This is a genomic window from Allokutzneria oryzae (assembly GCF_042429765.1).
Classification (GTDB): Bacteria; Actinomycetota; Actinomycetes; order Mycobacteriales; family Pseudonocardiaceae; genus Allokutzneria; species Allokutzneria oryzae.
On sequence record NZ_JBHLZU010000021.1, the window covers coordinates 98,735 to 109,541 of the forward strand.

Annotated in this window: 14 protein-coding genes; 4 read left to right on the top strand and 10 right to left on the bottom strand. The window is 71.2% G+C overall.

What is annotated here, in order from left to right:
* Positions 1–4: 4 nt before the first annotated feature.
* The 3 genes from ACFFQA_RS26800 to ACFFQA_RS26810 are packed head-to-tail and all read right to left on the bottom strand — an operon-like array spanning position 5 to position 1,558.
* Entirely contained in the window at positions 5–238 is a 234-nt protein-coding gene (locus ACFFQA_RS26800; RefSeq protein ID WP_377857943.1) for a hypothetical protein, read from the bottom strand.
* A gap of 18 nt (positions 239–256) precedes the next feature.
* A complete protein-coding gene (locus tag ACFFQA_RS26805; protein WP_377857946.1) occupies positions 257–709 on the bottom strand; it encodes a DUF6328 family protein in 453 nt (150 codons plus the stop codon).
* Between the two features lie 9 nt (positions 710–718).
* Positions 719–1,558, bottom strand: a complete 840-nt coding sequence (locus tag ACFFQA_RS26810; protein WP_377857948.1) for a Rossmann-fold NAD(P)-binding domain-containing protein — start codon at positions 1,556–1,558, stop codon at positions 719–721.
* Positions 1,559–1,613: 55 nt separating this feature from the next.
* Between ACFFQA_RS26810 and ACFFQA_RS26815 the strand changes: the two genes are divergently transcribed.
* Complete coding sequence (locus ACFFQA_RS26815) at positions 1,614–1,958, top strand: winged helix-turn-helix transcriptional regulator (RefSeq protein WP_377857951.1); 345 nt, start codon at positions 1,614–1,616, stop codon at positions 1,956–1,958.
* The gene (locus tag ACFFQA_RS26820) at positions 1,955–2,641 is read left to right on the top strand and encodes an 8-oxoguanine DNA glycosylase OGG fold protein (RefSeq protein ID WP_377857954.1); all 687 of its coding nucleotides are present in this window, start codon (positions 1,955–1,957) and stop codon (positions 2,639–2,641) included. Before ACFFQA_RS26815 ends, ACFFQA_RS26820 begins: the two co-directional genes overlap by 4 nt.
* A gap of 356 nt (positions 2,642–2,997) precedes the next feature.
* Here the strand turns inward: ACFFQA_RS26820 and ACFFQA_RS26825 are convergent, their stop codons facing one another.
* From ACFFQA_RS26825 to pdhA, 6 genes are all read right to left on the bottom strand, one after another.
* Entirely contained in the window at positions 2,998–3,165 is a 168-nt protein-coding gene (locus ACFFQA_RS26825) for a hypothetical protein (protein ID WP_377857957.1), read from the bottom strand.
* 121 nt (positions 3,166–3,286) lie between these two features.
* Complete coding sequence (gene lepB, locus ACFFQA_RS26830) at positions 3,287–4,135, bottom strand: signal peptidase I (protein ID WP_377857960.1); 849 nt, start codon at positions 4,133–4,135, stop codon at positions 3,287–3,289.
* A 106-nt stretch (positions 4,136–4,241) separates the two neighbouring features.
* Entirely contained in the window at positions 4,242–4,718 is a 477-nt protein-coding gene (locus tag ACFFQA_RS26835) for a hypothetical protein (protein WP_377857963.1), read from the bottom strand.
* A gap of 11 nt (positions 4,719–4,729) precedes the next feature.
* Entirely contained in the window at positions 4,730–5,983 is a 1,254-nt protein-coding gene (locus tag ACFFQA_RS26840; protein WP_377857965.1) for a dihydrolipoamide acetyltransferase family protein, read from the bottom strand.
* A complete protein-coding gene (locus tag ACFFQA_RS26845) occupies positions 5,976–6,992 on the bottom strand; it encodes an alpha-ketoacid dehydrogenase subunit beta (RefSeq protein ID WP_377857967.1) in 1,017 nt (338 codons plus the stop codon). The genes ACFFQA_RS26840 and ACFFQA_RS26845 overlap by 8 nt, the downstream gene beginning before the upstream one ends.
* A complete protein-coding gene (gene pdhA, locus ACFFQA_RS26850; protein ID WP_377857970.1) occupies positions 6,989–8,083 on the bottom strand; it encodes a pyruvate dehydrogenase (acetyl-transferring) E1 component subunit alpha in 1,095 nt (364 codons plus the stop codon). Before pdhA ends, ACFFQA_RS26845 begins: the two co-directional genes overlap by 4 nt.
* 128 nt (positions 8,084–8,211) lie before the next feature.
* Here pdhA and ACFFQA_RS26855 point away from each other — a divergent pair, with 128 nt between their 5' ends.
* A complete protein-coding gene (locus ACFFQA_RS26855; RefSeq protein ID WP_377857973.1) occupies positions 8,212–8,700 on the top strand; it encodes an Lrp/AsnC family transcriptional regulator in 489 nt (162 codons plus the stop codon).
* Between the two features lie 50 nt (positions 8,701–8,750).
* Entirely contained in the window at positions 8,751–9,281 is a 531-nt protein-coding gene (locus ACFFQA_RS26860; RefSeq protein WP_377857975.1) for a hypothetical protein, read from the top strand.
* 448 nt (positions 9,282–9,729) lie between these two features.
* On the opposite strand, the gene groEL is transcribed toward ACFFQA_RS26860, so the two are convergent.
* Positions 9,730–10,807 (bottom strand): chaperonin GroEL (groEL, locus tag ACFFQA_RS26865; protein WP_377857978.1); only part of this gene is annotated, 1,078 nt, incomplete at its 5' end.

Below are 10,807 nucleotides of genomic sequence, written 5' to 3' on the forward strand. Positions count from 1 at the left end.
CGCATCACCCCAGGTGAGGCCGTGGGCGTTCGACCCAGATGGTCACGACGGTCGGCCGGTGGGGGTGCATCCCTTGCGGCGCTTGGCGGACGACGCGCGCCTCGGGGTCGCCGGAGGCACCACGAAGATCGATCTCGGTCTCCGACGCCAGGGCCAGCGCCTGCCTCAGCGTGAGCCCGACGAACCCGGGCACCGGCCACGAACCGTCGTAGTCCAGATCCCGCGACACGGTGCTCATGGTCGTCAACCTACGCGGTCAGCGCCGCCGGAGCAGGGGGAGCACGAACCACAGCATGCCGAAGCCGACCAGGGCGAGCACCCCGATGGCGATCGCGATCCAGCCGCCCACGACCGCCTCGCCCAGCAGCAGCACCGTGCCGACCATCGCCAGCGCCAGGCAGACCAGGCCCGCGATGGCGAAGGTGTTGGCGATGTCGATGATCTCCTTGCGCATGCCCCGCCGGAACAGCAGGCGGTGCCACGACGCCGGAGCCGTCAGCAACGCGACCGCCGCGGCGGTCAGCACCACCGTGATCAGGTGCAGCACGCGGACGTGGCCGTCGATGTGCTCGTAGCGGTCGCTGAAGGCGATGGCCAGCAGGAACCCGAACAGGATCTGCACGCCGCCCTGGGCGACGCGCAGCTCCTGCAACAGCTCGTTGAGGTTGCGCGCCAGCCTGCGCTGCTCGGATTCCTCAGGATCCCTCACCAGTCCTGCCTACCGGACCGACTGGCTCTCCACCACCGCCAACCAGCCCTTTACGGGCCGCGTGCGGACACCGAGCAGCTTCTCCGAGTCGGTGTCCCCCGTGCTCGCCAACGAGTCCGGCCGGCCCTGGAGTGCTTGGTAGAGCCCTTGAATCCCGGCCGCCGCGCCCGCGCCGAGCACCGGGGTGAGCACGGCCCCGAAGTCGGTGGGCGTCATGGCGCGGTAGGTGATCTCGCGGTTGTGGTGCGCGCCGAACTCGGCGGCGAGGTCAGGACCGGTCAACGCGGGAACCGCTCCGACGTCCACAAAGGACGGTGGGTCGGCGTGGGTGAGCGCGGCCACCGCGACCTCGGCGACATCGAGGTGGCTGCTCCAGCCGACGGCGTGGCCATCGGCAACCGGATAGGTCAGAACCCCTTCACCGACAAGGGTCTCCTGCACGGGCGGCAGCAGCAGGTTCTCCAGGAACAGCCTCGGCGCGAGCACGGTCACCACGACACCGGCGGCGCGCAGGCCTTCGGCGAGGTCCGCGACCGCGGCCAGCCGGTCCGGACCGAACGGCGACCCGGGATCGCCGGGAACACCGCCGCTGGTGGAGATCACGGCCCTCGCCGGGCGGGCGACGGCGGCGAGGTTGGCGGCCCAGCGGGCGGGTGCCGCCGGGTCCGGGGTGATCGGGAAGTGGATGAAGGCGCCGGTCACGCCCTCGTAGGCGGCGGCGAGCGCGGCACGGTCGTCGAGGTCGCCCCCGGCGCGGCTCAGGCCGCGCACGGCGAGGCCCCTGGCCTCAAGGGCGCGGACGACGGGGGCGCCCTGGGCGCCGGTGGCTCCGTGAACGAGGTAGGTCATGCCGCTATAGTTCCGATCAGGAATCAGTTTCCTCAAATGAACTAATGGAGTCCGCGTGAGTGAGCCGGGTCACGATCTTCCGGAGTGCCCGATCGCCCGGTTCCTGGTGGTGCTCGAAGGACCGTGGGCAACGCTGATCGTCCGCGACCTGCTGCCCGGTCCGAAGCGCTTCACCGAGCTGCGCGCGGGCCTGCCGGGGATCAGCCCGAAGACCCTGTCCGCCCGGCTGCGGCGGCTGGAGGAGACGGGCCTGGTGACGCGGACCGCCTACCCCGAGGTGCCGCCGAGGGTGGAGTACGAGCTCACCGAGGCCGGAGCACGGCTGAAGAAGGTGCTCGACACGATGGCGGAGTGGGCGGAACGGGACCTGCCGCGCGAACTCGGTACCGTGCGCCGGTGAGCGCCCTGCACTTCGACAAGGTCTTCCGCGGCACCCCGCCCGCCCGGGACAGCGCCTACCTGCTGCGCCAGAAGGTCGGTTTCAGCAAGCAGCACTGGCTGCCGCAGCTGCCCGATCCCGCCTGCTGGCCGCCGGAGCTGGACGCCGAGGCCGTGGACCGCCACACGGTCTTCGAGATCGCCCGGCGCGCGGACGACGACCTCGGCGCGGTGCACGCGCTCGTCGCCGCCACGGTCTGGGCCACGGGCCCGAAGCAGCGCGGAGCGGTGAAGCTCGGGCTCGTCTTCGACCACAACCCCGGCGTGGTCGGCGCCCACCTCGCCGCGGCCGTGCGCGGGACGCGCGAGGACGGCCCCGTCGCCGGGTTCACGATGCTGACCAGGAAAGGCAGCCACGCCCTCGCGCGGCTCGGCGGGGCGATGTTCACCAGGGTCCTGTACTTCGCCGCGTTCGACGGCACGACCGGCCCGCTCATCCTGGACCAGAACGTCGCGATCGCGGTGAACGCGCTGCGCGGCTCGGACTGGAGCCTGGACGGCCCCTGGTCGCCGGAGCAGTACGGCGACTACCTCGGCTACGCCGCCGAATGGGCACAGCAGTGGCGTCCGGGCACCGCGACAGACCTCGTGGAGCGCACGCTGTCGGCCGCGGGCCAGGCGCTCGGCGCGCACTTCGCGAGGTAGGCGGTACGGCCCTGGCGACCTCCGCGCCACGCCCCTACGCCGCCGTGTGCGCGCGTGGACTGGCTGACACGGTTGGGCTTTTCGCGTTTTGTAGGCTTATTGCGCAAAAGAGCGCTCTCATTTCGCGTTAAGGCTACAAAACGCGAAATGTGGGGCGCGCGTGGTGGTTGCCGGGTGAGGGGTGCCAGGGGTTCTCCCGCGATGAGACCCACATCAGCAGTCCTATATGGACCGTCTACTTGAGACAGTCATTGCGCGAGGGGGTCACCGCGCCCGATCACCTTCCCGGCCGACCTGTCTCGGCGGGTCGATGAGCACCGGGTGGTGTGGGCGCCGTCCAGGGTGACCGAGGAGAGCTATCCCCAGCTCACCGGCGCGTGGCCGTGCCTCGCCTCGTTGACCGGCTGGACGAGGAGAACGGGGTCGGCGAGCTCGAACCCGGTCTTCTGCGGCCAGGGTCTGGGCCGCGCGGTGTGCCTGGCCGCGCTGCGCGCCCTGCGCTCGGCGGGAGCGACCCGCGCCATGGTCTACCCGCGCGGAACCACCCCAAGGCCCCGGCGGCAGCGCTCTACCGCGATCTCGGCTTCACGTCCTGCACCCGGTCGCTGGCCCACTCCAGCGAGCGGCTCAGCGGGGACGCGGGGGTCAGTCGCCGGAGAGCATGCGGTCCCGAAGTCCCCGGCTGGTGCGCCGCAGCACCCACAGCACCGGCCAGGCGGCAGCCAGGCCGAGGCCCAGCGGGATCGCGGCCTGCCACTGGGGCGCGCCGAGCGCCACCGCCTGCGGATCGGGGTCGTCGATGCCCTGCCAGCGGCTCGGCGGGAGCACGATCGCCCTGGCCTTGCCGATGACGTGGTCGATGGGCACCGCGCCCTGCCTCGGGTCACGCGAGTCGCGGGAGTTGTTGCGGTTGTCGCCCATCACCCAGATGTGGCCCTGCGGCACCGTGACCGGGCCGAACTCCTGCTGCTTGTCGCCGAAGCCCTCCTGGTAGTGCACGTAGGGCTCGTTCAGCGGCTTGCCGTCCACCTTCACCTTGTTGTCCGGGGTGCAGCACTCGACCGTCTGGCCGGGCCCGGCGATCACCCGTTTGACGAAGTCGCGCTCGTCGGCGGCGGGCAGCCCGATCAGCGAGCCGAGGCCCCGCAACCAGCCCCAGCCGGAGTCGTCGGCGGGGACGTCGTTGCTCGTCCAGGAGTCCGGGCCGCGGAAGACGACGACCTCGCCCGGCCCGGGGACGGTGAAGTTGTAGAGCACCTTGTCCACGAGCACCCGGTCGTTGGTGCAGCCGGTGCAACCGTGCAGCGTGGTCTCCATCGACTGGGACGGGATGACGTACACCCGCGCGATGAAGGTCTGGATCACGAACGCCAGTACCAGGGCGGTGATGACCAGGATCGGAAGCTCACGCCAGAACGACGTCTTCTTCTTCGGCTTTCCTGGCGTCTCGGGCTTGTCGTCCTCGGCTGGCGGCGAGGGCTGCACGTCGGTCACGGCGCCAGGGTACGCATGCGCGCACCGACGGGTTGTCAGGAAAGTTCCCAGGACTCCGGAATGTCCGGTGTGGACGGAGCGGGCGTCACCCGTTGCGGGCGCGGACTCAGACCAGGTACGGCTTCAGCGCGGTCCAGCGGCGCAGCTCCGCCGCCACCCTGGGGTCCACGAGGCGGGCCGCGTGCTTCTCCGCGGCGTCGACCAGGATCTTCGCCTGTCTGGTGCGGCGGATCGCGTTCACGTCGAGGTCCTCGAACACTCCCCTGGTGAGCGCCTTCTCCGGCGGGATCCGGATCTCGGCGAGGCAGGCCCGCACCAGCTCGTCGGCGGAGGGCAGCACCTCGGCCACCTCGCGGGCGATGCCCTGGCGGTGCAGCTCGGCGACGAAGGTCGCGGTCCGCACCGCCGCGTCCGCCGCCGAGTACACCTCCATGGCGCGGCCCTTGCGGATCAGGTTGATCTTCAGCCGCACCCAGTCCACGCGGCCCTCCGCCCGCTCCCGGATCCGCGAGTCGACCTGTTCCAGCAACTGGGCCCACCGGGTCACCCGCTCCGGCGGGCTCAGGCAGGCGAGATCGTCCATGCCGCTCAATGCTAGAGGTCGGCGAGCGCGCTGACCGGAGACTCCACGCAGTCGGCGACGAATCTCAGGAATCCGCCTGCCGTGCCGCCGTCGCAGACCCGGTGGTCGAAGGCCAGCGTCAGTTCGGTGATCTTGCGAATCGCAAGTTGTCCGTCCACCGCCCACGGCCGGTCGATGATCCGGCCCATCCCCAGGATCGCCGCCTCCGGGTGGTTGATGATCGCGGCGGAGCCGTCGACGCCGAACACGCCGTAGTTGTTCAGCGTGAAGGTGCCGCCGGTCAGCTCGGCAGGACCGAGCCCGCCGTCCCTGGCCGCCGCGGTGCGCGCGGAGATCGCCGCGGCCAGCTCACCGGTGGTGAGCCGGTGCGCGTCCCGGACGACGGGCACCACCAGCCCGCGCTCGGTCTGCGCGGCGAAGCCGAGGTTCACGTCGTCGATGACCACGATCTCGTCGCCGTCCACGCGCGAGTTCAGCTCGGGGAAGCGCCGCAGCCCCAGCACGGTGAACCGGGCGACCAGCGCCAGCAGGCTGATCGGGCGGTCCGGCCTGCGCGCGTTCAGCTCGGCGCGCGCGGCCATCAGCTCGGTGGCGTCGACATCGACCCACACCGTGGCCTCGGGGATCTCCCTGCGCGAGGTGGCCAGCTTGTCGGCGACCGCCTTGCGCAGACCCTTCAACGGGATCCGGCGCTCGCCTGCGACCTCCACGGGCTTCGTGGCCGCTGCCACGGCCTGCTCCACGTCGCACCGGCGCACCACTCCACCTGGGCCGCTGCCGCGCACGCTCGCCAGGTCCACGCCGTTGTCGCGGGCGAGCCGCCGGACCAACGGGGAGATCACGGCGGGCTTGGCACCGGCCACCGGCGCGGCGGCGGGCTGCGGCTGCCTGGCCCGAGACCGGCGCCTGCGCCTCGGCGCCGCGGAGGTCCCGTAGCCGATCAGCACGTTGCCGCTGCCCTCGTCCACCGGCCCGGCGGGCGCGGGCACGACGACACCGGGCTCGGAGAAGCCCCGCGCGGTGAGGTTGGCGTCCTCACCGACGCTGAGCAGGACCGAGCCCACGGCCAGCGTCTCGCCGGGCTCGCCGTGCCGGGCGGTGACCACACCGGCGAAGGGCGAGGGCACCTCGACCATGGCCTTGGCGGTCTCCACCTCCACCACGGGCTGGTCGACCGCGATGGTGTCGCCGACCTCGACCAGCCAGCTGATGATCTCCGCCTCGGTCAGGCCCTCGCCGAGGTCGGGAAGCAGGAAGTCAGCCACCGAAGCCCACCACCTCGTCGTCCCACTGCAACCGGCCGATCGCGTCCAGGATCCGGTCAACGCCGGGCAGGTGGTGCTCCTCCAGCTTGGGCGGCGGGTACGGGATGTCGAAGCCGGTGACGCGCAGGATCGGCGCGTGCAGGTGGTGGAAGCACCGCTCGGTGACCCGCGCGACCACCTCGGCGCCGTACCCGGAGAATCCGGACGCCTCGTGCACGACCACGGCACGCCCGGTGCGGCGCACCGACTCGGTGACCGTCGCGTCGTCGAACGGCGAGAGGCTGCGCAGGTCGATCACCTCGACGTCCCAGCCCTCCTCGGTCGCGGCCTCCGCCGTCTCCAGCGCGGTGGCGACCATGGGGCCGTAGGCGATCAGCGTGACGTCCTCGCCCTGCCGCCGCACCAGGGCGCGGTCGAACGCTGGGCCGGAGCGGTCGAGCGCGACGGGGCCCTTGGACCAGTAGCGGCGCTTGGGCTCCAGGAAGATCACCGGGTCCGGCGAGTCGATCGCGTCGCGCAGCAGCTGGTAGGCGTCGCCGGGCGTGCCGGGGGTGACGACGCGAAGCCCGGGCGTGTGCGTGTAGTACGCCTCGGAGGAGTCGCAGTGGTGCTCGACGCCGCCGATGCCGCCGCCGTAGGGCACCCGGATGACCACGGGCAGCTCGACCCTGCCGCGCGTGCGGTTGCGCAGCTTCGCGAGGTGGCTGGTGATCTGTTCGAACGCGGGGTACGCGAACGCGTCGAACTGCATCTCCACCACGGGCCGCATGCCGTTCATGGCCATGCCGATCGCGGTGCCGACGATGCCGGACTCGGCGAGCGGGGTGTCGAAGACCCGCTGCTCGCCGAAGCGCGCGGCCAGGCCGTCGGTCACCCGGAAGACACCACCGAGCTGACCGACGTCCTCACCGAAGACCAGCACCCGCTCATCGGCTTCCAGCGCGTCGGCGAGCGCCCGGTTCAGCGCCCCCGACATCGACAGTTCGGTGCCACGCACGGCGGTTGTCATGACGACAGCTCCTCGGCGAGAAGGGCGGCCTGCTCGCGCAGTGCGGCGGTCGGCTGGGCGTAGACGTGGGCGAACAGGTCGGCGGGGTCCAGCTCCGGCTCGGCGTTCATGCCCTCGCGCACGAGGGCGGCGAAGTCCTCGGCCTCGGCCAGGATCTCGGTGCGGCGGGCTTCGTCGAGCAGGCCGCGCGAGCCCAGGTAGCGCTCGATGCGGTCCAGCGGGTCGCGGTCCAGCCACGCGGCGACCTCGTCGGACTCCCGGTAGCGCGTGGCGTCGTCGGCGTTGGTGTGCGCCTCGATCCGGTAGGTGAGCGCCTCGATCAGCGACGGCCCACCGCCCGCGGCGGCGACGCCGACGGCCTCGCGGACGGTGGCGTAGACGGCGGCAGGGTCGTTGCCATCGATCAGGTACGAGGGAACGCCGTAGCCGACTCCCTTGTGCGCCAAGGAAGGCGCGACGTTCTGCTTGCTCATCGGGACGCTGATCGCGTAGCCGTTGTTCTGCACCAGGAAGACCACCGGCGCCTTCCACACGGCCGCGAAGTTCAACGCCTCGTGGGTGTCGCCCTCACTGGTCGCGCCGTCACCGAGCAGCACCACCGCGACGGTGTCCTCGCCCTTGAGCCGCGCGGCGTGCGCCACTCCGACGGCGTGCAGCGTGTTGGTGGCCAGCGGTGTGCACTGCGGGCCGACCCGGTGCACGTACGGGTCGTAGCCGAGGTGCCAGCTGCCCTGGAGCAGCGTGAGCGTCTCCACCGGATCGACTCCCCTGGTCACCAGCGCGACGGAGTCCCGGTAGGTCGGGAACAGCCAGTCCTGCTCGCGCAGCGCGAGCACCGAGCCGACCTGGCACGCCTCCTGCCCCCGCGAGGACGGGTAGACCGCGAGCCGCCCCTGCCGGGTCAGCGCGGTGGCCTGGGTGTCGAAGCGGCGGCCGATCACGATGCGCCGGTGCAGCTCCAGCAGCACCTCGTCGGCGGGCATCGCCAGCGCGGGGTCGGCGACCGGTTCACCGCGCTTGCTCAGCAACGACAGCGGGACGTCGGTGGGGAGCAGCGAACGCTCCCGAGCGGAAAGGCCGGTGGGTGCCATTGGTCCTCCCGAGTGTGACCTGGCCGACTGCGCTGTCCCGCCCATGGTGAAATTTGCGGGGACCGTTCTTCCAGATCCAGCCTGTTTCTCTGGACAAATGGCCGACAGCAACGGTTAGCATCGGCCATATGACCAGCGAGTTGTCCGCAAAGCGCACACCAGTAGGCAGACTCGACGACACCGACCGGCGGATCGTCGCGGAGCTGCGGGCCGACGCGCGGATCTCCATGCGCTCCCTCGCCGAGAAGCTGCACATCTCCCGGGGCAGCGCGTACTCGCGCGTGGAGCGGTTGCAGCGGGACGGGGTGATCACCGGCTACAGCGCGACCGTGGACCCGGAGCGCTACGGCTTCGGGGTCGCCGCCTACGTGCACCTCAAGGTCAGCCAGCACTCGTGGAAAGCGGTCCGCCAGCGGATCATGGAGATCCCGGAGGTGTGGCACGGCGCGCTGGTCTCCGGTGAGCACGACCTGGTGCTGCTGGTCCGCGCCCAGGACGCGTCGAGCCTCAGAGACCTGGTGCTGAACCGGTTCCAGACCATGCCTGACGTGGTGTCCAGCCACACGGTACTCATTCTGGATGAACTGCCCCAGCAGCCACTTCCCGTACCGGGCTGATCACCGCATCGGCGGCTGGATTCGCCTGTGCGGCAACCGATACTGGCCGGATGGACGGCTGGGAGCTGCACACCCCGGACCCCGAGTGGCGACTGGGTGAGGTCCTGCTCGCGCTGGTCGGCGCAGTGCTGGTGATCGCGGCGGGCACCGCTCTCGCGGTGTTGGCCGCCGGGGCGGCCCACGGCACCCAACCGAGCTTCTCCGGCGGCCCGGTCGTGGTGCTCACACCGCTCGTCCTGCTCGCCGTGATCGGCACCGGCGCGGCGTTGGTCCAGTGGCGCAACGGTTCACTGGTGCGGACGCTGCGCATCACCAGGCACTGCGTGGAGCTGACCACCAAGACCGGCAAGCACATCGCCGAGCTGGAGAGGCTGCGCGAGGTCACCGTGACGCACATCGCCGTGGACCAGCGGCAGACCTGCACGCGACTGCACCTGCGGTTCGACACGGCACCGCACTTCACGACCCGGCGCTTCCCCTACCGCAGGGGCTTCACCTCGGACCTGGTGCGCACACTCTCCGGCCACAACGCCGTTGTCTCAGAAGAACCTCGGCACACCACCGAGTACAGCAACGGCTAGGCGCTGCCCTGGGGCGCACACGCGGGCTGGCCACCCCGGTACCGCCGCGCACCCGCCCCGCTACCGCCGCGCACCCGCCCCGCTACCGCTGCGCGCCCGGACTGGCAGTGCGCGCGCCGGTTGGCTGGCGCGGCCGGGCTTCTCGCGTTCTGTAGGCATGTTGCGCGAAAGAGCGCTCTCTTTTCGCATTATGCCTACAAAACGCGAACGGAGGAGGCGGGCGGTGGGCTCCGGGGTGACGAGTGGGCGGGCGGTGAGATGGTGTCGCTTCCGGGTGGACACGGCCCAGTCGTCCAAGTCGCAGAGGACCTGAGCGATGTCCCGCACGTCACCAGGACCTGCTCCGCCGGGCCGCGGGCGAGAGTCCATATAGGACAGTCGCTGCGCGGTGGCTGTGGTGACGTGGCCAGCGGCGGGCCGTGGCGGGGTGCCACGGCCCGCCGGAGGCTCAGAAGTCCGGGCCAGCCGGCTCGGCGGGCGCGTTCTGCTCGGGCTTGTCGGCCACGACCGCCTCGGTGGTCAGGAACAGACCGGCGATGGACGCCGCGTTGCGCAACGCCGAGCGGGTGACCTTGGCCGGGTCGATGATCCCGGCGGCGACCAGGTCGACGTAGCGCCCGGTCGCGGCGTCGAGGCCGTGGCCGGCGGGCAGGCCGCGCACCTTCTCCGCGACGACCCCGGGTTCGAGGCCGGTGTTGATCGCGATCTGCTTCAGCGGGGCCTCCAGCGCGACCTTGACGATGGCGGCGCCGGTGGCCTCGTCGCCGTCCAGGCCCAGCCCCTCGGTCAGCACCGCCCCGGCCTGGACGAGCGCGACGCCGCCGCCCGCGACGATGCCCTCCTCGACGGCGGCCTTGGCGTTGCGGACCGCGTCCTCGATGCGGTGCTTGCGCTCCTTGAGCTCGACCTCGGTGGCCGCGCCCGCCTTGATGACGGCGACGCCACCGGCCAGCTTGGCCAGGCGCTCCTGCAGCTTCTCGCGGTCGTAGTCCGAGTCGGACTTGTCGATCTCCGCGCGGATCTGGGCGACCCGACCGGCGATCTGGGCGGGATCGCCGCCGCCGTCGACGACGGTGGTCTCGTCCTTGGTGACCACGACCTTGCGGGCGGACCCCAGCAGCGAGACGTCGACGTTGTCCAGCCGCAGCCCCACCTTCTCCGAGACGACCTGGCCGCCGGTGAGCACGGCCATGTCCTGCAGCATCGCCTCACGCCGGTCACCGAAGCCGGGCGCCTTGACGGCGACGGACCTGAAGGTGCCCTTGAGCTTGTTGACGATGAGCGTCGCCAGCGGCTCGCTCTCGACGTCCTCCGCGACCACCAGCAGCGGCCTGCCGGTCTGCATGACCTTCTCCAGCACAGGGAGCAGGTCCTTGATGACGGTGATCTTCGAGGCAACGAACAGCAGGTACGGGTCGTCGAGAACCGCCTCCAGCCGCTCGGTGTCGGTCACGAAGTGCGGCGCCAGGTAGCCCTTGTCGAAGCGCATGCCCTCGGTGAGCTCCAGCTCAAGACCCAGGGTGTTG

Coding starts and splice junctions, on each gene's coding strand:
- ACFFQA_RS26800 (WP_377857943.1), bottom strand. CDS start 238: ATGAGCACCGTGTCGCGGGATCTGGACTACGACGGTTCGTGGCCGGTG.
- ACFFQA_RS26810 (WP_377857948.1), bottom strand. CDS start 1,558: ATGACCTACCTCGTTCACGGAGCCACCGGCGCCCAGGGCGCCCCCGTC.
- ACFFQA_RS26825 (WP_377857957.1), bottom strand. CDS start 3,165: ATGGCGCGGGTCGCTCCCGCCGAGCGCAGGGCGCGCAGCGCGGCCAGG.
- ACFFQA_RS26835 (WP_377857963.1), bottom strand. CDS start 4,718: ATGGACGATCTCGCCTGCCTGAGCCCGCCGGAGCGGGTGACCCGGTGG.
- ACFFQA_RS26845 (WP_377857967.1), bottom strand. CDS start 6,992: ATGACAACCGCCGTGCGTGGCACCGAACTGTCGATGTCGGGGGCGCTG.
- pdhA (WP_377857970.1), bottom strand. CDS start 8,083: ATGGCACCCACCGGCCTTTCCGCTCGGGAGCGTTCGCTGCTCCCCACC.
- ACFFQA_RS26855 (WP_377857973.1), top strand. CDS start 8,212: ATGACCAGCGAGTTGTCCGCAAAGCGCACACCAGTAGGCAGACTCGAC.
- ACFFQA_RS26860 (WP_377857975.1), top strand. CDS start 8,751: ATGGACGGCTGGGAGCTGCACACCCCGGACCCCGAGTGGCGACTGGGT.